33 protein-coding genes and 5 pseudogenes are annotated in these 25072 nt (G+C 47.4%); 32 read left to right on the top strand and 6 right to left on the bottom strand.

The genetic code is table 11. The features are described from left to right. The 20 genes and pseudogenes from ABID13_RS24055 to ABID13_RS23960 all read left to right on the top strand — a co-directional run. Positions 1-216, top strand: a pseudogene (locus ABID13_RS24055) (IS5/IS1182 family transposase); the annotation flags it as partial. A gap of 85 nt (positions 217-301) precedes the next feature. Further along, a complete protein-coding gene (locus ABID13_RS24050; protein WP_048931314.1) occupies positions 302-556 on the top strand; it encodes a hypothetical protein in 255 nt (84 codons plus the stop codon). Positions 557-597: 41 nt separating this feature from the next. Next, positions 598-1635, top strand: a complete 1038-nt coding sequence (locus tag ABID13_RS24045) for a hypothetical protein (RefSeq protein ID WP_048931313.1) — start codon at positions 598-600, stop codon at positions 1633-1635. Positions 1636-1647: 12 nt separating this feature from the next. Beyond that, positions 1648-6237: a type VII secretion protein EssC gene (gene essC / locus ABID13_RS24040; protein ID WP_048931312.1), complete on the top strand. Its 4590-nt coding sequence runs from the start codon at positions 1648-1650 to the stop codon at positions 6235-6237. Positions 6238-6244: 7 nt separating this feature from the next. Beyond that, positions 6245-6877, top strand: coding sequence for a hypothetical protein (locus ABID13_RS24035; RefSeq protein WP_048931311.1), 633 nt, complete (start codon positions 6245-6247; stop codon positions 6875-6877). 55 nt (positions 6878-6932) lie between these two features. After that, positions 6933-7187, top strand: a complete 255-nt coding sequence (locus ABID13_RS24030) for a hypothetical protein (RefSeq protein ID WP_048931310.1) — start codon at positions 6933-6935, stop codon at positions 7185-7187. Between the two features lie 21 nt (positions 7188-7208). Then, entirely contained in the window at positions 7209-7517 is a 309-nt protein-coding gene (locus ABID13_RS24025; protein ID WP_048931309.1) for a WXG100 family type VII secretion target, read from the top strand. Between the two features lie 20 nt (positions 7518-7537). Continuing rightward, entirely contained in the window at positions 7538-7858 is a 321-nt protein-coding gene (locus ABID13_RS24020) for a WXG100 family type VII secretion target (protein ID WP_048931308.1), read from the top strand. Next, positions 7858-8154 (top strand): WXG100 family type VII secretion target, encoded by a 297-nt coding sequence (locus ABID13_RS24015; RefSeq protein ID WP_048931307.1) that lies wholly within the window; start codon positions 7858-7860, stop codon positions 8152-8154. The genes ABID13_RS24020 and ABID13_RS24015 overlap by 1 nt, the downstream gene beginning before the upstream one ends. 12 nt (positions 8155-8166) lie before the next feature. After that, positions 8167-8469, top strand: coding sequence for a WXG100 family type VII secretion target (locus ABID13_RS24010; protein ID WP_048931306.1), 303 nt, complete (start codon positions 8167-8169; stop codon positions 8467-8469). 12 nt (positions 8470-8481) lie between these two features. Continuing rightward, complete coding sequence (locus ABID13_RS24005) at positions 8482-8796, top strand: WXG100 family type VII secretion target (RefSeq protein ID WP_048931305.1); 315 nt, start codon at positions 8482-8484, stop codon at positions 8794-8796. A gap of 10 nt (positions 8797-8806) precedes the next feature. After that, on the top strand, positions 8807-9742 hold the full coding sequence (locus tag ABID13_RS24000; protein ID WP_048931304.1) for a hypothetical protein: 936 nt from the start codon (positions 8807-8809) through the stop codon (positions 9740-9742). Continuing rightward, the gene (locus tag ABID13_RS23995; protein WP_048931303.1) at positions 9739-10827 is read left to right on the top strand and encodes a hypothetical protein; all 1089 of its coding nucleotides are present in this window, start codon (positions 9739-9741) and stop codon (positions 10825-10827) included. Before ABID13_RS24000 ends, ABID13_RS23995 begins: the two co-directional genes overlap by 4 nt. Before the next feature lie 62 nt (positions 10828-10889). Next, the gene (locus ABID13_RS23990; RefSeq protein ID WP_156200236.1) at positions 10890-11048 is read left to right on the top strand and encodes a hypothetical protein; all 159 of its coding nucleotides are present in this window, start codon (positions 10890-10892) and stop codon (positions 11046-11048) included. Positions 11049-11107: 59 nt separating this feature from the next. Then, the gene (locus tag ABID13_RS23985; RefSeq protein WP_048931302.1) at positions 11108-11482 is read left to right on the top strand and encodes a DUF4234 domain-containing protein; all 375 of its coding nucleotides are present in this window, start codon (positions 11108-11110) and stop codon (positions 11480-11482) included. 44 nt (positions 11483-11526) lie between these two features. Beyond that, positions 11527-11904, top strand: coding sequence for a DUF2752 domain-containing protein (locus tag ABID13_RS23980; protein ID WP_082174020.1), 378 nt, complete (start codon positions 11527-11529; stop codon positions 11902-11904). Between the two features lie 130 nt (positions 11905-12034). Then, entirely contained in the window at positions 12035-12298 is a 264-nt protein-coding gene (locus ABID13_RS23975) for a LemA family protein (protein ID WP_242849330.1), read from the top strand. Beyond that, positions 12235-12615 (top strand): annotated as a pseudogene (locus tag ABID13_RS23970) (LemA family protein). The gene ABID13_RS23975 and the pseudogene ABID13_RS23970 overlap by 64 nt, the downstream one beginning before the upstream one ends. Beyond that, complete coding sequence (locus ABID13_RS23965; RefSeq protein WP_048931300.1) at positions 12612-12803, top strand: hypothetical protein; 192 nt, start codon at positions 12612-12614, stop codon at positions 12801-12803. The pseudogene ABID13_RS23970 and the gene ABID13_RS23965 overlap by 4 nt, the downstream one beginning before the upstream one ends. Positions 12804-12831: 28 nt before the next feature. Further along, complete coding sequence (locus ABID13_RS23960; RefSeq protein ID WP_156200234.1) at positions 12832-12993, top strand: hypothetical protein; 162 nt, start codon at positions 12832-12834, stop codon at positions 12991-12993. A gap of 16 nt (positions 12994-13009) precedes the next feature. Here the strand turns inward: ABID13_RS23960 and ABID13_RS23955 are convergent, their stop codons facing one another. After that, the gene (locus tag ABID13_RS23955; protein ID WP_242849329.1) at positions 13010-13456 is read right to left on the bottom strand and encodes a hypothetical protein; all 447 of its coding nucleotides are present in this window, start codon (positions 13454-13456) and stop codon (positions 13010-13012) included. 183 nt (positions 13457-13639) lie between these two features. Between ABID13_RS23955 and ABID13_RS23950 the strand changes: the two genes are divergently transcribed. The 3 genes from ABID13_RS23950 (at position 13640) to ABID13_RS23940 (ending at position 15440) form a co-directional block, all read left to right on the top strand. Further along, positions 13640-14749 (top strand): hypothetical protein, encoded by a 1110-nt coding sequence (locus ABID13_RS23950; RefSeq protein WP_048931299.1) that lies wholly within the window; start codon positions 13640-13642, stop codon positions 14747-14749. A gap of 63 nt (positions 14750-14812) precedes the next feature. Further along, entirely contained in the window at positions 14813-15223 is a 411-nt protein-coding gene (locus ABID13_RS23945; protein ID WP_053095386.1) for a LemA family protein, read from the top strand. Between the two features lie 25 nt (positions 15224-15248). Further along, complete coding sequence (locus ABID13_RS23940) at positions 15249-15440, top strand: hypothetical protein (RefSeq protein WP_156200232.1); 192 nt, start codon at positions 15249-15251, stop codon at positions 15438-15440. A gap of 265 nt (positions 15441-15705) precedes the next feature. Here the strand turns inward: ABID13_RS23940 and ABID13_RS23935 are convergent, their stop codons facing one another. Both ABID13_RS23935 and ABID13_RS23930 read right to left on the bottom strand, forming a co-directional pair. After that, a complete protein-coding gene (locus tag ABID13_RS23935) occupies positions 15706-17157 on the bottom strand; it encodes a DDE-type integrase/transposase/recombinase (RefSeq protein WP_048931297.1) in 1452 nt (483 codons plus the stop codon). Between the two features lie 256 nt (positions 17158-17413). Continuing rightward, positions 17414-17590 (bottom strand): annotated as a pseudogene (locus ABID13_RS23930) (phage integrase N-terminal SAM-like domain-containing protein); the annotation flags it as partial. 257 nt (positions 17591-17847) lie between these two features. Between ABID13_RS23930 and ABID13_RS23925 the strand changes: the two are divergent. Together ABID13_RS23925 and ABID13_RS23920 are read left to right on the top strand one after the other, a co-directional pair. After that, positions 17848-18563: pseudogene (locus ABID13_RS23925) on the top strand (IS5 family transposase). Positions 18564-18729: 166 nt separating this feature from the next. Continuing rightward, positions 18730-18933 (top strand): annotated as a pseudogene (locus ABID13_RS23920) (IS110 family RNA-guided transposase); the annotation flags it as partial. Here ABID13_RS23920 and ABID13_RS23915 read toward each other — a convergent pair. After that, positions 18920-19162: a hypothetical protein gene (locus ABID13_RS23915; RefSeq protein WP_048931389.1), complete on the bottom strand. Its 243-nt coding sequence runs from the start codon at positions 19160-19162 to the stop codon at positions 18920-18922. The pseudogene ABID13_RS23920 and the gene ABID13_RS23915 sit on opposite strands and share 14 nt — an antisense overlap. A gap of 284 nt (positions 19163-19446) precedes the next feature. On the opposite strand from ABID13_RS23915, the gene ABID13_RS23910 reads away from it, so the two are divergent. Then, positions 19447-19617, top strand: coding sequence for a transposase (locus ABID13_RS23910; RefSeq protein ID WP_048931391.1), 171 nt, complete (start codon positions 19447-19449; stop codon positions 19615-19617). A 40-nt stretch (positions 19618-19657) separates the two neighbouring features. Here ABID13_RS23910 and ABID13_RS23905 read toward each other — a convergent pair. Together ABID13_RS23905 and ABID13_RS23900 are read right to left on the bottom strand one after the other, a co-directional pair. Further along, a protein-coding gene (locus ABID13_RS23905) for an IS5 family transposase (protein WP_435526082.1) occupies positions 19658-20373 on the bottom strand; the annotation gives its coding sequence in 2 pieces (ribosomal slippage) (positions 19658-20100 and positions 20100-20373; 717 coding nt in all). 140 nt (positions 20374-20513) lie between these two features. Continuing rightward, the gene (locus ABID13_RS23900) at positions 20514-21284 is read right to left on the bottom strand and encodes a UPF0236 family transposase-like protein (RefSeq protein ID WP_048931295.1); all 771 of its coding nucleotides are present in this window, start codon (positions 21282-21284) and stop codon (positions 20514-20516) included. A 660-nt stretch (positions 21285-21944) separates the two neighbouring features. Between ABID13_RS23900 and ABID13_RS23895 the strand changes: the two genes are divergently transcribed. From ABID13_RS23895 to ABID13_RS23875, 6 genes are all read left to right on the top strand, one after another. Further along, on the top strand, positions 21945-22190 hold the full coding sequence (locus ABID13_RS23895) for a hypothetical protein (RefSeq protein WP_048931293.1): 246 nt from the start codon (positions 21945-21947) through the stop codon (positions 22188-22190). 161 nt (positions 22191-22351) lie between these two features. Beyond that, a complete protein-coding gene (locus ABID13_RS23890; RefSeq protein ID WP_048931292.1) occupies positions 22352-22585 on the top strand; it encodes a CHC2 zinc finger domain-containing protein in 234 nt (77 codons plus the stop codon). Between the two features lie 99 nt (positions 22586-22684). Continuing rightward, entirely contained in the window at positions 22685-22996 is a 312-nt protein-coding gene (locus tag ABID13_RS23885; protein ID WP_048931291.1) for a hypothetical protein, read from the top strand. Then, complete coding sequence (locus ABID13_RS23880) at positions 22956-23924, top strand: DNA primase family protein (RefSeq protein ID WP_330376840.1); 969 nt, start codon at positions 22956-22958, stop codon at positions 23922-23924. The genes ABID13_RS23885 and ABID13_RS23880 overlap by 41 nt, the downstream gene beginning before the upstream one ends. 72 nt (positions 23925-23996) lie before the next feature. After that, positions 23997-24284, top strand: coding sequence for a primase-like DNA-binding domain-containing protein (locus ABID13_RS28660; protein WP_330376839.1), 288 nt, complete (start codon positions 23997-23999; stop codon positions 24282-24284). A gap of 537 nt (positions 24285-24821) precedes the next feature. Continuing rightward, the gene (locus tag ABID13_RS23875; protein WP_048931290.1) at positions 24822-25037 is read left to right on the top strand and encodes a DUF6471 domain-containing protein; all 216 of its coding nucleotides are present in this window, start codon (positions 24822-24824) and stop codon (positions 25035-25037) included. Positions 25038-25072 lie beyond the last annotated feature (35 nt).

Below are 25072 nucleotides of genomic sequence, written 5' to 3'. Positions count from 1 at the left end.
TTGGCAAAAGTGACAATGGAGCTGACCCTTTTATTTGCATGTATGAATCTAAAGAAACTGGCAATCTGGAAATGGAGAAAGGGCGGGCTAAGGAAACCCTGTTCTTTTGTCTGGATATTCGAACCAATATATCTCTATATAAAATTCAAAATGGTTCCGGGTGCATCGCACCCGGAACCATTTTGTCTACAGTCTGAAATACTAACCTTTGGTTAATATTTTTTCAGAATGACCCATTGTACCATAAAAGTACGGCGTATTTGTTTTATGCAGAAATCATGTGTTTGAAAGGAGGATTTATGTGGAAAGAACGTATATTCTGGCTGTAAAACCCTTACAACCTTATATCCTACAGATCGATTTTATATCAGGAAGCAGGTTGTTTTTAGATTTGGGCCCTTATGTGGATAAAATACGTTTTCTCCCTCTTACAGATCCAAAGGTATGGAATAGCGTAGTGACAAACGGGATCTTTGTCCGTTTTGGAAATGTGGAACTGAGCCATGATGAGATTCTTTCCATGGTAGAGAGGGAGCATTTAATGCCCCACTGGTAGGTTATGTAAGAGACCAGGAGAAAAGAGAGAGGAGAAGAGATATGGCAGATCGAAACGAAGCGGATGCATTATTTGCGACTAAAAGGAAAAAACAGCAGGAAGAGCAGGCGGAACAGGAACGAAGAGAAGAAATGAACCGGAAAAAGGCTGAAATGGAGGCGGAAATCCGGCGTCTGGAGGAAGAGGCCAGGAGGCAAAAAGAACAGCAGGAAGAAGCCAGACGACAGGCTGAGGAAGAGGCCAGACGGGTAAAGGAAGAAGCCAGGGAAGCAGAAGCCAGAGCCGCCAGAGCAGAGGAAATGGCAAAACAGGCCAGGTTAAAGCAGGAGGAGGTCCGCAGGGAGGAAGAAAGAAGGACCAGGGAAAAGAAAGAAGAGGAAAAACGGGCCAGAGAACGCACAGCCCAGGCAAAACGACAGGAAGCGCAGAAAGCGGAAAACAAAAAAACGGTAAAAGAGAAGAAAAAAGCAGACACACAGCCTGGAAAGAAGATTCCGGTACTGCCGCTGGCAATCGGCGGTGCAGCCGCCGGGTTTGTTATTATCGTTGTCATCTGTCTGATTCTGTTTGCGGGAGGCAAAAAAGGCGTATTTGAGAGTAACGGTACTTGTCTGGCATCGGACCAGGTTTTAGGCTACGATGTCTATTATCCCGATACTTTTGAAGAAAGAATTGGGGATGGTGGCGTGAAGCTGATCCATGGCAGTGCAGAGGAAGGAGATGGCACCTTTGTCTCTATTTTTGGGGAGACAGGGGAAAACATGGAAGCAGAAATCGGGAGCACGGATCCTTCCGAGATTTTACGCATGTTTTTAGAAAGCCTCTTTGGTGTGAGTGATGCAGGGATCTATGAGATGACGACAGATTCCGGGCAGACGGTTTATTGTACAGACTATTTCGTTCAAGATATCATATATGCTCTGGATTATACGGAAGAAGACGAAGCTATGGGGCAGGTTGCCATGATGATTCTTCCATTAGAAGATGAATACCTGTTCGCAATGTATGGAACTATGAATGATTCTTATACGGAGCCGCTGGAAGAGACTGTAGCTGACATACTGGGTAGCATTTATTAAAGGAGGAGAACTATGGCATTACTTATGACCGTTTTCTTTGAAAATGGCTTTTCGGAAACCTATTTCCCCAATATAGATAACCGTAATTTTCCCATTGCCATACGTCCCTTCGTCAGTGGGTTAAAAGAAGAGCTGGTGCTGAATGTACAGGTGTGGGACGGACAATGGACGTTGGGAAGCTCCCCACAGTATTCCCTAATCTTAAAGGGAGATCTGGTGGAAAGCGCGGATTTGGAAGACGGAACTGTGATTGAGGGGATCGTAAGAAAGACCGATCTGTATTTTTCCGTTAAGATCGACCAGGTCCAGAAGAAAAATGTAAGCTTTGGAAAATACATGCTGAAAGAAGGCAGCATTTTCAAGCTTGAGATTGGAAACGATGATCTCTGTAATATTGTATACAAAAACCGTTTTGTAACAGGAAGCCACGCAGAGATCACCTTTGAGTCAGGCTCCGCTTACATAGCGGATAAAAACAGTGTAAATGGTACGTTCTTAAACGGAAGGATGGTAAAAGAGAAGACAAAGCTTCACTACGGGGACATTATCTATATTGTAGGTCTTAAGATCGTGTATCTGAATAATCTTCTGGCGGTCAACAACCCGGATGGACAGTGCAAGATCCGGGAACTGAAAGCAGTGGAGATCCCCCGCTTTGAAGAGGAGCCTGCAGAAGAGACAGAAGCGGAAAACGTGTATTTCCTGCGCACCCCGCGAAAGATGCTGAATCTGGACAGAGAGACGATTTCCATTGAAAAATGCCCGAAAAAACAGCAGCAGAAGCGACAGCCTTTAATCTTTACCATAGGACCTTCTTTTACTATGGTGATCCCCATTGCTCTGGCGGCCGCTATGACCAGTGACGGTTTTGGAGTGGGAAGTATCTTCATGTCTTTGGGAGCGGCAGGAATCGGGGCCGTATGGGCGGTAGTCAATTCTTCCTACAATAAGAAAGAAGAAAAAGAATCAGAATCAAACCGGGTCGGCAAATATCTGGATTACATGGTCCGGGTGGAAGAAAAGTTAAAGAATAAGACGGAATATAACCATCTGGTTCTGGCAGAGCAGTACCCTTCTTCCGGGGAACTTCTGGAATTTACCACCTCCAATACCCGCAGACTATGGGAAAAAAGCAGCACCCATGAGGATTTTCTCTCCATCCGTCTTGGAACGGGAGACAGGCCTTCTCCCAATGCGATTGAAATCGCAAAAGAAGAGCTGGGCGGGGAACATGATCCTTTGAATGACCAGATGGAAGAACTGCAGGAGAAATTTAAGACCCTGCATCAGGTGCCTGTGGCAGTTTCCCTTTATGAGTACCGGCTGTTAGGCGTAGTAAGTGGAGATGAAGAAAAGCGAGATCAGCTGATGCGTCTTCTGTCTCTCCAGATTGCGGCGCTTCATCCCTATACAGATGTGCGCATGTGTTATGTGTTTCCGGGAAGAGATCTTGAAAAAATGGAGTATGTACGCTGGCTTCCCCACACGTTCACTCCGGACGGAAAGCTTCGGATGATCGTCTGTGATTCCAGAGCCATGGGTGATGTCATGTATTATTTATCCGATGTGATCCGGGAGCGGTTAGAGGCATCGGAAAACCAGAAAAACAGGGAAGAAACGGAGAAAGTCCTTCCTCATTATGTCGTCTTTGTCAGCGATATTTCCATGATAGAAGGGGAACCTGTTTCCAAGTACCTTTTCGATCCGCCAGAGAATGCGGGAATCAGTGTGATCTTCAGTGCGGACGCCATTGATAAGCTGCCGTCTCATTGCAATACCATTGTACAGTGGGAAGAAGATGTCAGCAGTTGTTACAGTACCTTATCCAGATTTGAAGAGCAGTCGGGAATTGCTTTTGACAGCGTAACGTTGCCTGAAATGGACGTATTTTCCAGACAGCTTTCTAACTTTCAGGTACGGGAAAACGCTTCCAATGCAGCCATCCCGGATATGCTTACATTCCTTGATATGTACAAAACTTCCAAAGTGGAAGACCTTGACATGTACCATAAATGGCTGGAAAACCGCACCTATGAAAGCATGCGCTCCCTGATCGGGCAGAAGGCGGGAGAACAGCTGGTGTATCTGGATATCCATGAAAAATATCACGGCCCCCATGGCCTGGTGGCAGGTACCACAGGAAGCGGAAAATCAGAGACCCTGCAGACCTATATTTTGAGCCTCGTGTTAAATTATCATCCCCATGAGGTGGCATTTATCCTAATCGACTACAAAGGCGGCGGTATGGCACAGAGCTTTATCGGACTTCCCCATCTGGCAGGTGTGATCACCAATCTTGGCGGAAACCAGACGACCAGGGCGCTGCTTTCCATCAATGCGGAGATCAAGAGGCGGCAGCGCATTTTCAATGACTATAAGATCAAACACATTGACGCATATATTGAGCTGTACCGGAATGGGGAAGCGGAAGAACCAATGCCTCATCTGCTGATCATTGCCGATGAGTTTGCGGAACTTAAGAAAGAACAGCCGGACTTCGTCCGGGCGCTGGTATCCGCAGCCCGTGTGGGACGTTCCTTAGGCGTCAATCTGATCCTTGCGACCCAAAAGCCAAGCGGCGTGGTAGATGATGAGATCTGGAGCAATACAAGATTCCGTATCTGCCTCCGGGTGGCGGACAAACAGGATTCCAATGAAATGTTAAAGCGCACGGACGCAGCCTTCATCACGGGAACAGGGCGGGGATTCCTTCAGGTGGGAAATGATGAGATCTTTGATGAATTCCAGTCCGGCTGGTCAGGAGCACCTTATACACCGGAGATCCCATTCAGTGACGACAGCAAGGCAAAAGCGGTTATCATCGGACTGACCGGGAAGCCGGAAGCGGTAAAGAAGAAAAAGAAGAAAAAAGGGGACAATGTGAAAAAATTTACCCAGCTGGATGCCATGGTGCAGTACGCGGCGAAGCTGGCGGAAGACAATCACATAAAGCCTCTTCGCCAGATCTGGCTGGCCCCTCTTCCAGGTACCCTTTATCTGGATGACCTGGATCCTTCCTGGAATGAAAAACAGCTGTGGATCCCCATTGGCCTGGCAGATGATCCGCAAAACCAGAGACAGTTCCCTGTTTATCTTGATTTTGTAAAAGATGGCCATTTGCTGGTCTGCGGTTCCGCCGGTGCAGGAAAGACCACGCTGGTGCAGACCATTCTTTATGGCGCGGCTCTTCATTATACGGCAAAACAGATCAATTTTTACATTGCGGATTTTTCCAGCCGTACGATGACCGCGTTTGCCGGGCTTTCCCATACAGGCTGTATCTGTATGGAGGGGGACGATGAGAAGATCCAGATGATGATGAGCTTTGCGGAGGAAGAACTGGACCGGAGAAAGAAGCTGTTTTCCCAGAGGGGAATGGGTTCCTATCGGGATTACCGGGAAAGCTACAACGATGTACCGGCAGTTTTACTGGTCATTGACAATTATCCTGCCTTTTCTGACAGTTACGAGCAGTATGAGAGTGCCTTAATCCAGCTTTCCAGAGATGGCGCGAGTTATGGTATTTATCTGATTCTGACCTGCAATAATTCCGGCGATATCCGGAGTCGTATCCTTCAGAATATTACAAAAGGGATTGGGCTTCAGCTGGCAGACCGGTTTGAATATGACAGCGTGGTCGGGATGCGCTCTGAGATCCTGCCGGACGACAGGACCACAGGCAGAGGCCTGATCAAAGAAAGGGTTCCCCTGGAATTTCAGACGGCCCTTCCTGTAAAAGCATCTCAGGGTGAAAGTATGATGCTTGCTATCCGTGAAAAGTTAAAACCGTTGATGGCGCAGAGCATATCCGGGGCAAAAAAGCTTGGAACAGACCTTACAATCATCGATGGTCTGGAATTTCTGGAATCGGAGGATTTTAAGAGATTACAGGATCCTGTTTTTGCTATGGGCGAGGAAGAGGGACGGATGCAGAACTGCGATCTGGATTCCACCCTGTGTTTTACCGTATGTGGTTCGGGAAAAACAGGAAAAACCAATTTCCTGAAGTATACTGCCTTACAGATGAAGAAAAAGGGGGCAGACGTCTATGTGTTTGACGGCTGCTTAAGAGAAATGGAAGAATTTTCCCAAAAGAATAATCTGGACGGTTACATGGCAGACAAAGAGGAGCTTTATCATTTTATGGAAAAAATTCTGCTGCCGCAGCTTTCAGAGCGAAACGAGCTGGTATATGAGGCAAGAGAAGCAGGAACTTCTGTGAAGGCAGCCTTAAACAATCATAAACGAATGATCCCTCTGATCAACAGCGCCTCAGAGTTTATGGAAGCCGTATACAGTGAAAATTTTGATGTAAGTGAGGTTTTGGAGACAGTATTTGAAAAGGGAATGGAACATAAACTGCATTTCTTCATGGCACTGTCGCCAAGAGAATATGAGGAATTGTCCGGTTATCGGGCCATTCGGCAGTTTACCGGGGGGAAGCAGGGAATCCACCTTGGAGGAGCTTTTGACGAGCAGGGTATTTGTGAATATGAATTGGCGTCTTCTGAACGGAGCAGGGTTTATCCGCCGGGAGCGGCCCTTGCAGAGCAGGCAGGAAGCGCAGTGCTCTTTATGACGCCATTGATAAAGGAGGAGTGAGGTAAAGATGACAAAGCAGAGAACAAAAAGGATACTGGCAGGCGTATTGGCAATGACACTGGCGGCGGCCGTGTCCTGCACCGCTTACGCGGGGTACTGGCAGTATGACGGCATCGGATGGTGGTACGAGAGAGATGACGGCAGCAATCCGACTGGTCAGTGGGAACAGATTGACGGTATCTGGTACTATTTCTACGGAAACGGCTACATGGCGGCGGATACCCAGACGCCGGATGGCAGTTATGTGGATGGAAATGGGGCATGGGTACCGGGCTATGGCGCTTCCAGATTAACCGCCCAGGAGGTGGCGAATATACTTTACAGTACCAATGAGCCTGTGGGATCCTATGGAATCATCTCCATGGAGATCGGACAGTTCAGCGATGATGGAACCATATACGCGCTGTTCACCGCGGAAGACAGCGAACTTCTGTGGTATGGAGGCTATGCCGGAGAAAGTGACTATGGGGAGGATGGCATTACGATTCGCTTCGAACTCTACGGAGACGAGAGCTCCATTGTGGAAGTAACCTGGTATGGCAGAGAGGCAACGGATTTTCCGGAAGTATCAGGAACCGGCGTTTGCGCTTCTGAGATCCTGCGCGGCTATGCCTATGAGTCCATGCTGTATGGAAATTGACGGGGAGGCTGCAGGCGGCGAGTATATACGCTGGTTGAATACGAGGAGGAGGAATATGAGTAAAATCCATTTGGAAATCGAGATACCAGGAAATGCCAAAACCTATGAGTTTATGCTGGATGACCGTATGAAAATCGGCACGGCAAAGCAGCAGATCATGAAGCAGATCGCGGAGTTAGAAGGCCATGACCTGTTTGCAGGGCTGGATAACATTGTTTTTGGTTCTGTGGAGCAGGAAGGCCTGATCCAGGATCATGAAACGTTCAGGGAGGTAGGAATTAAAAACGGCAGCCGCGTGGTTATGGTCTGATGAAAGAGACAGGAGGGAAGCATGGCAGGAAATAAAATGGAAATCGATCCGCAGACATTGCGTTCTACTGCAAAAAAGGTGGAAAATTCGGCTGCTGATGTGAAAAAAGAGCTGAAACGCTTTCAGGCTGTGATCGAGGGGCTTGGAAGCACCTGGAGCAGTGAGGTAAAGGATCGTTTTCTGCAAAACTACCAGAAGGACCGGGCGGCTCTTGCTGAAATGGCAGACCAGTATGCAGAGACGGCAGAAGGTCTGCTCTGGATCGCAGATGAGTTAGAGCAAGCCGAAGAAGAGATCAGCAGTCAGATTCAGGCGGCTGCAAAAGGATAAAAGTTTAAAGGAGGCGGCATATGGCAGGAGACGGGACTAACCGGATCAACACAGAAGAGCTGCTGCGGGCGGCACAGGAAATCACTTCCATAAAAAAGTCCATTACAGCAAATGCGGACGCGACTTATGCGGTTTTCCGAAAACTGCAGGATTCTTATGCAGGAGAAAGTGCTGATGATATCTATGCAGTGGCGGGACAGTTAAAGAAAAGTTCCGGCGCGATTATTGCTATGTTTGAAAATTATGAAAAGATTCTTAAGGAACTGGCCGGTGTATATGAAGATACAGAAAAAACAGTGAACCGGAATGCAGGAAAGCTTAAGTTTGGAGGAATGCGATAATGGCAGCAATCAATTTTGATTCCAAGGCGGTGAAAAAACAGGCAAAGCTGTTAGAAGAGGCAGCAGACCAGATCCAGAACCAGACGGTAAAAGTGATGAACGCTGCCAATGAGGCTATGGCTGCATCCTGGTCCGGGAAAGCCGGTGGGATATTTGTGAAATTTATGCAGGAACAGAGTAAAGCCCTGTCTTCTGAGGCAGCTTCATTAAAGGAGATCGCTGCCTTTTTGCGGGACGCCTGCACTTCCATGGAAAAAGCAGAAGCACAGGTAAAAACAGTTGTAAGCAAGAGATAAGAGGGAGAGAAAATGGCATCACAGCAGGTAAATGCAGGAAAATTAAAATCCACGGGAACGAATTTGACCAATCTGGCATCAAAAATGAAAAGCGAGATGAATAAGTTAGATGAAAATATCCAGAAAGTGTCCTCTGTATGGAGTGGGGAAGCAAGTGCTTCATATCTGAAACGCTATCAGGCAGATAAAGCCAATCTGGCGCAGTTGACCCAGATCTTGCAGCAGATGGGAGCGGCATTAGGAGAGTTTTCCGACAGCTATACCAAGGCGGACAATAAGGCCATGGATCTGGTACACAAATATCTTGGAAAATAGGAAGGTGAAAAAATGGCAGACGCAAACATTAAAGTGGACCCCAAACAGTTAAAAAACTATTCCAACAATATTAAAACAGGTTATAAAAACATGTACAGTTATCTCTCTGAAAGCAAAACAGCGGTGAAAAACTTGAAATCCACCTGGACCGGCAGCGGGTCCGCTGAGTTTTACAGCCGTTTTGACGCTATTATCGGAAAATGCGAAGAGGTATTAAATGTAGTCAATACTTATGCGCTGACTCTTTCAGAAGCAGCCGATGTATACAGCGCCAATGAGCAGAAAATCTCCAGTTCTGCAGGGAAACTGAAGATCAATCTGAAATAGGGGGATGCTTATGGCTTCTGTAAAAATATCGGTAGACAGTCTGAATCAGCAGAAAAGAGAGTATGAAAAAGCGGTTAGAAATTTAGATAACGCCCTGGAGCAGATTAAAAAGGTAAACCGTTCTCTTGGAAAGGACGCCATGTTGGAGGGAGCGCGAACTGCGCTTACAAAACTGTCCGCGTCCCTGGAAACAAGGTCAGGGGTACTTCTTCTTATGATAAAGGCTCTGGAACAGTCCGGTGACAAGTATACGGCGTCCCAGAAGAAGGCCGTGGCAAAAAGCAATCAGTTCCGCGCCCATCACCGGGATTTTTATGGGAATCCGGTGGTTGTAACTGCGGCAGCAACGGCAACGGCAGCAACAGCAACGGCAGCAGCGACAGCAGCTGCATCTGGGGCAGACAGCAGTATCCATATAAAATCCCAGAATGCAGAAACGGTATCGCCTCAGACCGATTCGGGAGTCCGTCCGGCTGTATATACAGAAAGAGGCTCCGGTTCAGCCATCTCCCAAGTAAGTGAGCATGCCAGAAATACAGCAGCCCCGAAGGCAGATGTTGCCGGGGCATCTAAAGCGGCTGCTGAGCCGGTTTCTATGGGAAGTATGGACAACAGTCCTGTGAAAGAGGGAGCAGTTACCGGTGCTGCAGATACTGGCTCCTCTGGTCCGGGAGCAAATGTGTTTGCTGCAGGAGCCGCGGCAGCAGGGGCCGCCATTGGCGGCATTGCAGGCGGGGCAGTTGGGGCACTTGTAAAGCCAGAACAGAAAAAAACAAAAACAACACATAAAAAACAGGAGGTGCCTACAGACATAAAAACAAAACCAGAACAGCAGAAAACAAAACTAGCACAAGAAAAGCAGGAACCGTCTACAGACATAGAAAGGCAGTTAGAAGCGGCAAGAGAGCGTTTAAGACAGTTGAATGAGATGGAGGAGAGAGAATGAAAAAAAGAGTGCATATGATAAGAAAAATGGCAGCAGTGGCAGTTGCAGCAGCAATGTGCATATCCGTTACAGGATGCGGCGGATCTTCGAAAAAAGCCGTTGTGACAGAGGCAGCAAAAACAGAGACCAGAGCAAAAGAGAAAACAGAACCCTCCATGGAAGACCAGCCTACAGGGATCAATGACTCGGAATTTGCGGATATCCTGGCAGGAACGATGTGGGCGGGGATCTCTAGCTCCCAGGAGATCACGGTAGCAGCTTTTGATGAAAAGGATGCCTATATTGCGATTTTAGATGCAAATGGAGAGTTAATAACAGATGAGGAGGGATACTGGAAAGCGGATACAGATACACTTTACCTCTATCTGAATGAAGATTATTCGGATGACCCAACGGCCTTTGCTTTTGACTGGTACATCACAGAAGAAGGAGAATATATCCAGATCGAAGATGCGGTCTTATCCAGTCAGGGAGACGGAAGCAATATAGAAACTACTTTAGAAGAGATGACGACCACTGCAAGTGTGATTCAGTATGTGGCCGATGGAACCTACTGGATCGGATCCGATGATGAAATGGCCCTGGTCTTCTATTTTGAAGACGATGAGGCATATATTGACCTGCTTTATGAGGATAACGGCCAGATCCAGGCCGAATATATCGATGGAATATGGAGCCTTGACTATGACAACCTGTATCTGATCGATGTGGAAACCGGAGAATCCTATGTATTTGGCTGGTATCTGACGGAAGAGGGGGATGGCTACTGTTTTGAACTGATAGAAGATGATGATACAACGTATTATCTTTACGAATCCGCGGCAGAAGATGTAGACAGCACCATAGAGATCCTTACAAGCTACCTTACAGAAAAAGTAGATCTGGAATCCGATGATATTGACCTCAGTTATTTCTTAGAGGGATATGTGGGCCACTCCGTGATTGATGCATTTATGGTCAGCGGACTTTCTCCTGATTTTGAAACCAGAAAATATTGTGCAGAACTGTTAGGTTTCATAAATTACAGTGGTACCAGCGATGAGAACCTTGCGTTGATCCAGTTAATGGGAGGCACAGTACGGTAAAAAAAGACCGGAAATTGCACGGGAGTAGCAAAAAGGGGTCAGCAGGAAACCATCTTTCATTCATGGTGGTTTCTCCGATTCCGGCAGCGACAGCGATTTCATCGGTTAATATGATAGAACTGGATCTGCGGGACATCGATGGGATACGCAAGCGTTTCACAGCCTCGCTGACCGATATGAGCGATCTGATTGGCTTCCTGCGTAAAAGGCGGTCATTGTAGACTCCAGAGTTTACCAATACAATTGTACCGGCTATTTTACCGGGCAGAAAGGAAAAATTATGACAGAGATCAAGAAAAGAAATGTGGCGGTTGCAATCATTCTTTCCATCGTTACTTGCGGAATATACGCAATTTACTGGCAGGTCTGCTTGGTGAATGATGTGAACAAAGTAAAAGAGGATGAGAGTGCCAAAAGCGGAATCGTTGTATTCCTGTTAAGCATTGTCACCTGCAGCATTTACTGGCTGTACTGGGTGTTCAAAACTGGCGAGTGCATTGATTCTGCGAAAACCGCAAATGGAACTCCAACGTTAAGCCGTGGACTGGTTTATCTGCTCTTAAGCATTTTCGGGCTTGGCATTGTAGCAATCGCGATTCTGCAGAGTGACTTAAACAGTCTGGCAGCAGAAAATTATGATGATTTTGAAATGTAAACAGGGAAGGATGTTCCCGGCAGAAATGCCGGGAACTTTCATAAATGAAGAAACGTTTGATTGATTGTATGAGCCGCCTGCTTTTCTGCTTTGCGGCAGGTATGCTTTATTGTATATGGCTTCACTGTACAGGGCTTGGAATTCCATGCCTGTTTTATCTCTGGACCGGGTTTAAATGTCCCGGATGCGGAATTACGCGGATGTGTTTGGCGTTGCTTTCCGGTTATCCGGAGAAAGCGAGGCAGTATAATCTTTTATTGTTTTATCTCCTGCCCATGTTGGCATTTTACGGTTTTGTTCGCATGGTATGGTACATTATAAAGGGTACGAAAATGAAGGGAATTTATGCCGATCTGCCCGTGTGGGTGTTCGTTGCCTTATTGTTGCTCTTCGATGTGTATCGAAACATTGTCGGCTGTTGAGGGAGGTTTATGAGACAACTAAATACTTGCAGCTATGAATCCGTAAAGTAGATATTCAAAAAGACACAGCCGGAACCGACCAGGGTGAGTGCTGATAATTAAGAATCTTCTGAAGAGAGGGGAAAACAGTATGATCATCATTATCCTGATAGTCGCCCTTATTATTTTGCTTCTGATCTGGGGCATTGCCACTTACAATCGGTTGATAACCGAGCGGTTAAAGGCTCAGACCCAGTGGAGCCAGATTGATGTGGTGCTCAGGCAGTGGTTTGATCTGATTCCAAATTTGATGGAAACGGTCAGGGCTATGCCACCCACGAAAAGGAGGCGCTGCAGGCGGTTACCGATGCCCGAAGCCGCTATCTCTCTGCAGCAGACACAGATAGGCAGATGAAAGCCAGCACAGAGCTGTCCGGCGCTGTGAGCCATCTCATGGCGGTGGAGGAGCCATGCCCCGAATTGAAAGCAAACCAGAATTTCCTGCATCTGCAGCAGCTTTCCGCGATGGAAGAAAAACTGGCGAATCACCGCTAGTTTTACAATGACACGGTTTTGAACTATGACCGGCTGCTTGAAACGGTTCCCACCAACCTGATAGCGAAGATGTTCCATTTCAAAAAAGAGGAATTCTTCAAGGTGGGGAAGCCGAAAAGGCTAAGGTCACCATTCAGTTTTGATCTGGAGTTCCGAGGAGAGGAGGTCGCTCTATGAAGCGTTCTGTATATAAAATCGTATGCTTTTTGCTTGTGATGCTGATGCTTCCCCTGGTTTCCTTGACCGTATTGGCGGCAGATGACAGCACCGATCTGCATTCTCTGCACTTTGACATCGAATTGTGGGAGGACGGAAGCGCGTATATCACTGAGACAAGCCTTCTACGCATGCCCGGATACCTTTGATGACGATATGTACCGTTGGCAGCAGGACATGGCTCTTTATGATGCAATGGATTCCATTGGCCGGGAGGTTTCTGAAATCAAAGCGCCCAGTTCTTCCGGTGGCAGCGACTGGAGTGGCATCGATGGAGGTGGATTCTCCGATTCCGGAGGCAGCAGCGACAGCAGAAGTGGCGGAGACTTCATTGACTAAAAGAAAACAAAATATCTCAAACCAACAACAAAATGATCTCTCGGAATCCTGATTGATCATGCCAGCGGAACTGGCAGCAGAACATTGAAAAGCAGATATTATCCATGATGAAATCATAAAAAGTACCGATGCCCGGGGTATCCCCAAACTCAAAGCCACTCAGGATGGCATAAAGGGGATTGATTTTAAGCTGTGCAGCCCAATCAGTGAGGGAGGCAACCTTGAAATCAATCGAGAGCAGGAAGGAATGTTGCATACAGGAAGGAGTTCTTGGCTTAGGGCCGAAGACAGAATATTTGTCCCGCATGAATTCATCCGTAAAGGAAAGGTCAAGATTCCAAAACCGATCAATGATATCCCAGGTAGAATGGGAAAAAGAGTCAGGAACAGGATAATATTTACGAAGCTGAGCAAGAAGAAAGTCTTGATAGGCGGAATGGCCGCCAGAGTTAACAGGTAACATAAAAATCGCCTCCAAACGAAAAATGTACGTTTGATCAAGGGTGCGAAGCACCGCATTTTTCGATAGATTTGTCAAGTGTTTTGGCAAAAAAAGTGGGGGATTTTAATAAAAAGGGAGTCTGGAGGCCTTGATTTTACTGGCTTAGAGATTCCGAGAGACTATCAAATTCTACGGAGGCACAATATGAAAAAACTAAGTGTTTTTTTAACATTGATTTTGCTTATTAGTCTGCTTGCAGCCTGCGGGAGCGCACCGGTCTCATCGGAGCCGTTGGAATCATCGCAGAGCGCAGCAGAGAGTATCCAAACTGATATCCTCTATGCCGTTTTCAGTGCTGAAGACATCAAAGAATACCCCATTGAATATACCGGCACCCAGAAAACTGCCGAGGAGCTGGTCAATGAGCTAAGCGAACTGACTGGACTGGATTTTATCATCACCGCCAGCCAGACCGAGGACAGCTGGATTGTTGACTGGGCAGCAGATTCTACGCTGATCGCAGGGCTAGATGACCGTGAGCAAAAGGAAGAATTTCATTTCTTCGATGCCGATTCGTTGCGCTGGTTTATGATGGACAGTCTTTGGTATACCCTGACCGAGAATTGTGAAGTGGAGAATATCTATTACACCATGGACGGCGGCAGGGAGTTGTTCTTTGAGGGGGACATGGTTTTGTCTCCTGTCAGCGTATTCCCCTCTGATATTCCCTATATGGGATTGGGGTTCTACTTCGCTCATGCCGATGTGCGGGGCGATGATGAAACTCCTTATGCCCGCACCAGGGGTTTGTGGAGAATGGACGGGGCGACAGACACCGCCAGTATCGAGATGGATGGCTTTGGCGGGTTTACCATGTATTATGCCAGTGGATTGGTGGAGGCTTCAGGTTATCTTGAATGTGTTGAGGAATATGAAAACGGCGACTTTCGGTATGATATGTATACTGTGGAGGGTGCGTTGGTCGCCAGCTTCTATTTCGATTCAGACACCCAGTTCCATGTCGGAAACGATGATGGATCAGTCTACCTGCTGGATACGAAGGCGACCTATCAGGGCTTTTGGGAGTACCCGGATGGAACCATTCTTGAGATTAATGAGGAAAGGTGGAACCTCTATGCGGCCGATGGATCCACCCCGTTTGCAGGTGGGCCGGTGGAATATGATGAGGAAGCTGTCTATCTTATGAACGAAGATGGATCCTCCGGCGGCAAAGTTTATTTTGATGAAAACGGCGACCTGATTGACATCTCCGGTGATGTTCTGACCTACCTCGGGATGAGTATCGAAGGATGATTCGAAGGATGGATGACACTGCTTACGGGGTGAATTGAGAAAAAGAGAAAGGTGGAATCCCCTATGAATCCTATGATCGTTTTTCTAATCGTAGTTCTGGTCATCGTCTTCTGGTGCATCAGAACGGCCAATGACTTCAAGAGAAAAGAAATCCGTGTGCAGGAGGGACTCTCCGGCGTAGAAGTGGCGCTGACCAAACGCTACGATATGCTGATCAAAATGATGGACACTCTGAGCGGACAGTTTTTTGCCGTGGCCGAGAACTATCCGGAGCTGCGCTCCAGTAACGTTTTTGTAGAACTTCAGCGGGGGAAGCGCAACGCGGAGGAGCATTTACAGGCGGCGCGGCGGCTGTATAACAGCAGCGTCACCGCCTACAACACGGCGATCGCCATGTTCCCGGCCAAGCTGCTGACAGGCTCGCGACAGCCGAAGAATTCTTTGCTGCAGACGCAGGCAAGCGCGAGGATGTGAAAATGTCGTTCTGAGAAAGGAAGCGATGATGATGGAAGAAAAGCAGATGACGGCAAATAAAGAATTGGAATCCCAGATTGAATCATTGCGCGGCAAGGCAACGATTGCCAAGGTTCTGACTTACGGCTCTGGCGCGGCGATGATCCTTTGCTTTATCACGAGATTACTCCCTCTGGCAATTGCCTTTCTTGTGCTTGCGCTGGGGAGTGTCAAATGATTTATGAAAACCCGAAGCCGGTAGAACCGGCAACATTAGAACCTTGAAAATTGCAGATATGTAAGAAACTGGCAATTCCCGCCACCCTTGACGGCACACCAAAACAATGCTCTGAACGTCTTACCAACGGCGAAGAACTCAAGAACAGATAAAAATCCCACCGTTGTTGTCACAGCATTGTAGCATTGTTTTGGCGTGCCATCAAGGGCAGGTCCCTTCGGGATGGCTGTATGTCGCCCCTCCGGTTCGGAATCTAAGAACAGATTTAGCCGGGCGGGCGCTGTTCCTGCAGCTGGAGGATGGTCTGCTGGCCGAGCAGGATCAGGAGCTGCCATTTTCCAGGCATGTTGTCTGCGCCTTCCAGCATATCGACTTTATTGAGTACCTGATAATGGTTGTGCTTATGCGGGCGCAGGAAGTTGTAGTAGGCGACCCAGAGTGCTACGTTATAGTTTGCACCATTATAATTATCGTAACCGCAGCTGACCCGGTAAGTGGATTTAAAGGTTCGGTTGAGGCGTTCGATCATCTGCTTGTAAGGGCGGAACTCCCTGGAGACAGCATCATCGTTTGTAAGCCCGATTACCTGGGTGATGTCAAACCGGAAGCTTTCCCCCAGTTCCTTTGCAAACTGCAGGGCAGCCAGAGGATAGGCGCTGTACCCATCGGCAATGAACCGGAACTTTTCCGGGAGTTTCTGCATGCCCCGGAACGCCATGCGCATGGCAAGGATGCACGGACCGACCGAGCGGTTGTCGGAAACCTGGTAGCCGAGGATAGAGCGGGAGGCAGCGTCCATGATGAACCAGATGTAGCCTTTGACACCGCGGACTTTGATATAGGTCTCATCGGCGGTGAAGACGGATGATTTGGGATATTCATAGTGGTCAGAGAAGGGCTTGATAACCATAGCCGCCGTCCTGGCATAGTTGACAACCTGCTGGTGGGAAATCCGGATGCCATAGAGATCGTTTAAGGCCTGTGCGGTCTTTCTCAGTGAAAGCTGGAGATTCACATGCATGGTAAGGCATAGGGACATGATGTGTGCATTGTGCCTGGAAAACTTCAGGGAGGAGGTGTTCTTTGGCAGGGAGTCCAAGTCCATGCGGAAGAAATCCACGTTGAACTCCCGGTAGAGGTAATGGAGTTTGTATTTATTTATGCCATGTTCCTCATCCAGATGTTTTTTATCAACCCTGGAAAGGTTATGCAGATAGAAGGAGCACTTGGGATTGACACATTTGTGCAGGCGAAAGAATTTCCGGTTCTTTTTAGGGACGAGGGAGTGTCCGCAGTAAGGGCAGACGAAGCGGACCGGCGAGGTGACACACTCCCCCGTGATGAATGTCTGGCCACAGATCTTGCACAGATACTGTCCGTTGCCACCATTGTTATCATAGAGATAATGATGAGGGGAACCACAGAGGGGACAGACAATATCTTCAGGGATAGATTTCCCGTTACGGCGCTGGACTGGTCTGACGGGTTTGCCATACTTCCAGAGAAAGTATTCGAGGAGGAACTGCCAGTCCTGTTTGATGAAGGGCTTGATGACGGGGAGCCGGTCAGTGGTAAACTTCTGGTATTTGGGGGAGTGGGAATCATTGAAAGCCCACTGCTTGAGAGGAATATATCTGCAGATCAGATTCAGGAGCCAGCAAATGGTTTTATATTGTTCTTGAATTACAGTAAGTAAATAGAGTATAATGTTATCCATAGCAATGACCCATCCTTTGGTTATTATGTTTGTTGTGGTGACTACATTATATCAAAAAAGGGGAGGTCATTGCTTTTTTATTTTCAAAGGCGGTGTAATCCTTGAAAATACAAGGTTTTTAATAACAAACGGGGTGTCAGACTTGACATTACCTATCTGTAACCCGGAGAAAACAGATGGGAAGCTGTTAGTGTCCTCCTACTGCCAATTTGTGAAAAATCCTTGACACTACCCTGAGAATATCCATCTTATCCTTTTAATAAAATCGGGATAAAACAAAAAATAGTGGGAGTATGGAAGCTTTTTTATGTTCTTCATCCTTCATATGGAATATGAATTTCCGGATATCAGCGTAAGTAATGGACAGGGCCTCTTTGGTGATGAAATCAAGAAATCTTTTCACGAAACGATAATAATCTTCACAAGTAGAATGGGTGAAATTTTTAAGCTACATATCCTGTTGTAATTTCAAAAGGTATTTTTCATTCATCCAAACATCCTCCAAATATAATAAAAGAATTTTCCATTAAGAATTCCTGAAACTGGCTAGAGCGTATCTGAAAACTCATGTAGTCTATAAAAGTTGCACAATGGCTCCGAGATGATAGAATAAAAGAAAAATCAGGGGGCGATCATGTGGCAGCAAAGCGTTATGAACTAACAGATACCCAGTGGGAACGGATCAAGGATATGATTCCAAAAGCGAAGACAGGTCGGCCGCCCAAGGACGACTGAATGATGATCAACGCTATGTTCTGGTTAGCTAGAAGTAGAGCAGCCTGGGCGGATATTCCCGAGCGATACGGTCTACACCAGACTGTCTGCAGTCGTTTTTGCAAATGGCGGGATGATGGAACCCTTTTGCGCATTTTTCAGGCATTGAATGCAGATGCAGACTTTGAAAACCTGTGTATCGACAGTACAGTAATCAAAGCACATCCGCAAAGTGCGGGTGCAAAAAGGGGGCTGTAAATTCAGAAAATAGGCAGTTTATAGGTGTTAGCCGTGGCGGAAAGACCACAAAAATTCATGCTATTGTAGATGCTCTGGGCAATCCTGTTCACTTTATGCTTACTGGTGGACACGTTCACGATGGAAGCATTGCCATTGATTTATTGTCAGGCGTGGAAATTACGGGAAGCAATATTCTTGCGGACAAAGCTTACGGGGCGCAGCAAATTCGGGAGTACATTGAGGAGAAGAACGCCCGTTACACGATTCCACCAAAGGAAAATTGCGTTGAACCGTGGCCATGTGACTATGTCATTTACAAAGAGCGCCATCTTGTTGAGTGCTTCTTCAACAAGATCAAAGCCTTTCGGCGAGTCGCAACTCAATATGATAAGCTTGCGGTGTCCTTCCTGGGCTTTGTTCACCTGGCTTCTATCTGGATTTTGTTGAAATAATACAATCAGAGCGTGTTTTCAGATACGCTCTAATCAGTGTAAGCCATATTTTTCAAGCACAAATAAGTGATACTACGAGTCCACAATCTAAGAATTGTTTTAACTCCTGCTAAATGTGTGCTATGGCAGTCAATGGCTCCTGATTTTACGAAAGGAGTTGTTTCCCATGAAAGTTGTTTACTATACCTGTTGTGGTGTCGATATACATAAGACTTTTCTCGTTGCCACAATCATTAAAACCACCAAAGGTGTCCAGCCTTCCTATCAGAAGAAACGGTTTTCTACTCTTAACAGTGATATCCGATGTTTCAAACAGTGGCTTCTTGAGAATTCCTGTTTTGATGTCTGTATGGAATCTACTGGTAAGTATTGCGCGCACATATAGTGTGCATAACAAATCCTCCATCAGCAGGAGGAAGGCATTGGTATAAAAATGCCACCATCAACTGGCTGACCTGCAAGGGAAACCATAACAGGGACAAACGCATGCCGGCAATGCCATAAGCCAACGAAGCAAGATTGTTTGCTCCGGCGATACTCCATACCGTCTGGTTGTACTTCATGCGGTTTCCAATGATGGTGAAAATATTTGATTCCATACTACCACATCGTGCCGGCTCTTATCCATCATTTGTTGCCGGCAGTTTTGAGCGCCTGTCGTAATGCGGCACAAGATTACACCGATGATTGTAAAAGTAGGTATAAAATTTGCGAAGGCTCTCCTGCTCCGTTTGGTCGATGGTGCTGTTCCCATATGCCTCTATGACAGCAAGCGCATTGCTCACACGCTTCTCTTTCAACAACTGGTGTTAGTATATAAGTATGGACAAAAAAAGTTGAACAATCTATACTATCAACTGAAAGAGAAAAGGAGATGTTCAACATGGCGAAGAACCAAAAATCTTACACTCCGGAATTTAAGCAGCAGATCGTGGCTCTGTACAATGCCGGAGGAACCTCGTATCCTCAACTGGAACGTGAATATGGCGTAAATCGGAGTACTCTCAGCAGCTGGGGAAAGCAGCTTTCCCCAATCAAAGGATCTGATGGATAAACGGTTACTAGAGCGTATCTGAAAACACGCTCTGATTGTATTATTTCAACAAAATCCAGATAGAAGCCAGGTGAACAAAGCCCAGGAAGGACACCGCAAGCTTATCATATCGAGTCGCGACTCGCCGAAAGGCTTTGATCTTGTTGAAGAAGCACTCAACAAGATGGCGCTCTTTGTAAATGACATAGTCACATGGCCACGGTTCAACGCAATTTTCCTTTGGTGGAATCGTGTAACGGGCGTTCTTCTCCTCAATGTACTCCCGAATTTGCTGCGCCCCGTAGGCTTTGTCCGCAAGAATATTGCTTCCCGTAATTTCCACGCCTGACAATAAATCAATGGCAATGCTTCCATCGTGAACGTGTCCACCAGTAAGCATAAAGTGAACAGGATTGCCCAGAGCATCTACAATAGCATGAATTTTTGTGGTCTTTCCGCCACGGCTAACACCTATAAACTGCCTATTTTCTGAATTTACAGCCCCCTTTTTGCACCCGCACTTTGCGGATGTGCTTTGATTACTGTACTGTCGATACACAGGTTTTCAAAGTCTGCATCTGCATTCAATGCCTGAAAAATGCGCAAAAGGGTTCCATCATCCCGCCATTTGCAAAAACGACTGCAGACAGTCTGGTGTGGACTGTATCGCTCGGGAATATCCGCCCAGGCTGCTCCACTTCTGGCCAACCAGAACATAACGTTGATCATCATTCGGTCGTCCTTGGGCGGCCGACCTGTCTTCGCTTTTGGAATCATATCCTTGATCCGTTCCCACTAGGTATCCGTTAGTTCATAACGCTTTGCTGCCACATGATCGCCCCCTGATTTTTCTTTTATTCTATCATCTCGGAGCCATTGTGCAACTTTTATAGACTACATGAGTTTTCAGATACGCTCTAATACCCGGCCACAATGCCCTCTGTATGATTTTTGAAGCTCTTTGGATCTTCAAAGCTGGCATATGCCACCTTGTTTGCGAGATTGCGGTGGCCATTCTTGTCTACGTTCACACCTGAGTAAGCAATGGAAACCTTCAACTCCTTGCTCGCCCCGGACCCTTCTCTGTTTTTTCCCTGCAAGGAAAGATACACTCCATCCATTTCTTCGTACAAAATGGATGTCTGGTATTCGCCGGCGCTGGCGTTGCCCAGTGCCGCCTCCGCAAGTTCCTCGGTCCGATGCTGCCCCTGCTTACCGATATTCTGGACAATGTTCCAAACGGTCTGATGACTGATGGTTTGACCGGTCATATTGGAAAGAAAACCGGCGGCATTGCGATAACTGGTCGTACAGGCGCTCTCCACCGCCATCTGGCAGATGGTTTCGCTGTATGTTCCGATTGTGGAAAGCCCCATCGCTTCGTCCAGCAGGTAAAGCATTGCAGGGCGGGACTTCTTTCTCTGCGTGAGAACATACACATGCCGTCTGTATTCCACTTCTCCAAAAATGGACTTGAAGACAGTATTGCGATACCCTTTGTTCCTTAACTCTGAAGCATCCCTGTTTCTGGCAAGATCCTGATCCACCGCTTCGAGCATTCCCTTCATAAGTTCTCTGGCTAACTTGAGTACAAAGCGAAAAATTGCCACTTCAAGTTCCACGATATCCAGATTCTCTTCTCCCCAGCGAAATATCTTCTTGCGCTCAGTGCTTTCTTTTGCTACCATTATCTTGATGACCTCCTTGTCATTTGTTCTTCTCAAACACATTTTACAAGGTTTCTGTCATCGTGGGAAGCAGCGTCTGTGCGCTGCTTTCTTCTTTTGCCAATGAAAAATTTACACTAACTTTTTTATACCACACCATAGCTAACAAATCTTTACGAATTATCTTGATCCATAATTTCCTTAACCTGATTTATCAATAACTGTTCGGTAATAGGGTGTATCACAAAATGAGAATATCCTTTTTTGATTAATATTAAAATATTAGCATCAACATCACTATGTGGTGCAATAAAAAGCATTATTTTTTTCATGGGCTGAGAAAAAAGTTTAAGCAAATCATTGAAGATTATAGACGGGAGTTCCATATCAATTATTATCAATTTGGGATTTAAGCGATATACCAATGATAGGGTTTTCATGCAGTCATATGATGAGTATATATGCGGGTATCCAGTGCAAGTTAATATGCTAGTCAATTGCCTCTTAAGTTCATCATTTTTTGAAATGATAATTATATTACGCATATGATTACCCCCTCTCTTTTTTTAATTATACCATATAGATGTGAACAAGGAAAGAACCTGTACTGTTTTTTGAAACGGGCTTGTCGTGTGATTCGCCTGTTTTTTCACGATTTGAACATAATACAGACAGAGGGGTATGAAAGCCGCCCATCTGATTGGGAAAATTGAAAGTGGGGTGATGAAAAAGCATGTGGAACAACAGCGTATGGGAGCAGGAGCCTCAAGGGAAGCTGTAACGTTACCGGAAGATGCAGCCATGACATCGAAAAAGGGTGCTCATTCAGCGAGCATCCTTGCATCCTCATTCTATCTGGAAAACAGACGGAACCGCACCATTGCAGAGCATGGTTGTGACAAAAGTTGTCAGAAGCATCAACCGTAACAACGAAGCGTCCTGTTACGGCTATTGGCAGTGGGTCAAAATGACCCAGACCACATTGTAAAAAGAAATGGAACTTAAAATCTTCAATAGCAGCATTTTCGGTAGCGGCTACCGAAAATACAAACTACACGCTCTTTATTACGAGCAGAAACGGAGGAAACATGAATCTATATGAAACCGTCAAGGGGAAGGTCACGCCGCAGACGGCGGCGGAGCGGTACGATCTGCCTGTCAATCGCAGTGGCATGGCCTGCTGCCCGTTCCACAATGACCGCACACCTAGCATGAAGATGTACCCCGACCACTTCCACTGCTTCGGCTGCGGGCAGACCGGGGACGTGTTCGACCTGACAGCGCAGCTCACCGGGCTTAATGCCCGCGATGCAGCCCGATGACTTGCGGCGGACTTCGGCATCCTCTTGCAGACCGGAGGTGACGCACCGCCTCGTTCTACAAAAGAAATACCGTACCACCAAACATAGCAGTTCCGTGACTTGGAGCGGTTGTGTTTTTCTGTGCTTACGGACTATCTGCACCTGCTCAGATATTGGAAGAAAAAATACGCACCGGAAACGGAGAATGACCCGCTGGATGACCGTTTTGTGGAAGCCTGTCAGATGAAGTGCCCTATCGAGCACCTCTGCGATGTGTTCATCTTCGGCAGCACGGTGCAGCGGACAGCCGCCGTCCGCGAGCTTTGGGGCAGCGGCAGGATCAAGCGCCTCAAGGAATATGTGGAGAGAAAACGGAGGGAGGAAATGGAACTTGGAAAACAAAGAAAATGCCGTAACGACCTTGCCATTTGAGGACAGTCTGCCCGACTGGTTTGACGGCAAGCGCATCAACGAGGTGCTGTTCTGTCAGCAGTTCTTAGAGAAGCATCCCATGAAATGTGTGCGTGGGCGGCTGTTCACCGTGGACGGGCTGATTGAGGACAAGGGGCAGATCGGCAACCTGATTTTAGAGGAAGTTTCAGGCTGCCTGACCTCCGGCTTGTCCAAGGTCGTGGCAAACCTGCTGGCCAGCATCAAGCTGCAAGCCTATTCGCCATTGCTGCCCATTGAGACTGACCGCATCCATGTTGCCAATGGGACGTATTTCATGGACGGACGCTTCACCAGCGACAAGAGCTATTGCAACAACCGCCTGACCATCTCCTACAATCTCGATGCACCTGCGCCGAAACGCTGGCTGCAATTCTTATCTGAGCTGCTTGTCCCGGAGGACATTCCCACCTTGCAGGAATTTCTCGGTTACTGTCTGCTGCCAACCACCAAGGGGCAGAAAATGCTCCTGATGATCGGAAAGGGCGGCGAGGGTAAATCCAGAATCGGGCTTGTCATGCGCTCCCTGCTGGGCGACAGCATGAATACCACCAGCATCCAGAAGGTGGAGAGCAACCGGTTCAGCCGCGCAGACCTTGAAAACAAGCTGCTGATGGTGGACAACGATATGGATATGAGCGCCCTGCCCAAGACCAACTATATCAAATCCATCGTGACCTCCGAGTGCAAGATGGACATGGAGCGCAAGGGCGTGCAGAGCTACCAAAGTCAACTCTATGTCCGGTTTCTCTGCTTCGGCAATGGTGCGCTGACCGCCCTGCACGACCAATCTGACGGCTTCTTTCGCCGTCAGATCGTGCTGACCACCAAAGACCGGCCCACAGGCAGAGCCGATGATCCCTATCTGGTGGACAAGCTGAAACGGGAGCGCGAGGGCATCTTCCGCTGATGTCTGGAGGGACTGCACCGGCTGATCGGCAACAACTATCCGTTTACAGTCAGTCCCAAGGCACGAGAGAATATGGAAACCGTCAAGCGCAGCAGCAACAATGTGATCGAGTTCCTGCAATCCGAGGGCTACATCCGCTTCAAGGCCGACAGTGAAGCCAGCTCCAAGGCGCTGTATGAGGCGTATCAGCGCTGGTGCGAGGACAACGCGCAGAAACCCATGTCGGCAAACCGGCTCAGCTCCGAGCTGGCGCAGAACGAGAGCCTTTACAATGTGGAGGCCACCAACAATGTATATGCCGCCGGGAAGTGGGTGCGGGGCTTTATCGGCGTGGAGGTGCTGAGTCTGCTTCCCTATTAAAAATGGGGAGCAGACTTCAAAATCGCTGTACACGCCGTACACTCTGTACGGCAGTTTTCAACTCCATTCCTGAAATACGCTCAACACTTGTGCTTTCCGTGAGATACTTCACGACAAAGAATAAAATCAGCCTGCGCCAAGACAACAAAAGCGCACCCAGAACCTTAAAAACGGCGTACAGGACGTACAGAAGTGTACAGCAGACGCCGTTGCCGTACAGAGCCGTAATGGACGGCTCAATTTTGCAGTCTCAAAATCAATCCTTGTGAAAACCGCAAAGAAATATGCCGTAAAGAGAACGCAGTATATCAAAGGGTGACTTACCAGTCAACAAAGCGGCTGCACCAAACTGCGGCATATTTTCCCATTCCATACGTTCTCACACAGAATGATGAAGTCAATAGGGTGCTGCTGTGAACAGGGCATCACGGACGGAAATCTGAGCAGATTTGCGGCACAGCAAATTTTTCATTCCCCCGCACACCAGCATCACCGAAGCAAAAACCGATTACACGAAATTATGGAGGTAAAAAACTGATGAAATCCAATCTGAGAAATGAGATCAAGGCGTACATCGTCCGGCAGGGAATGACCATGCAGGAGGTGGTTGATCTGCTACACGATGAGCACGGCTGGAGCGACAGCGTATCCAACCTGTCCAACAAGCTCCAGCGGGAATCCCTGCGCTACACGGAGGCCGTTCAGCTTGCCAACGCGCTGGGCTACGAGATCGTCTGGCAGAAAAGAAAGTAAGAAAACCAACCATTTTGACAGCCGCACAGCGGCAG

This window comes from Enterocloster citroniae (assembly GCF_040545455.1).
Taxonomy (GTDB): Bacteria; Bacillota; Clostridia; order Lachnospirales; family Lachnospiraceae; genus Enterocloster; species Enterocloster citroniae.
Note: the sequence above shows the minus strand (reverse complement) of the source record. Positions and strands in the feature narration are given on the sequence as shown.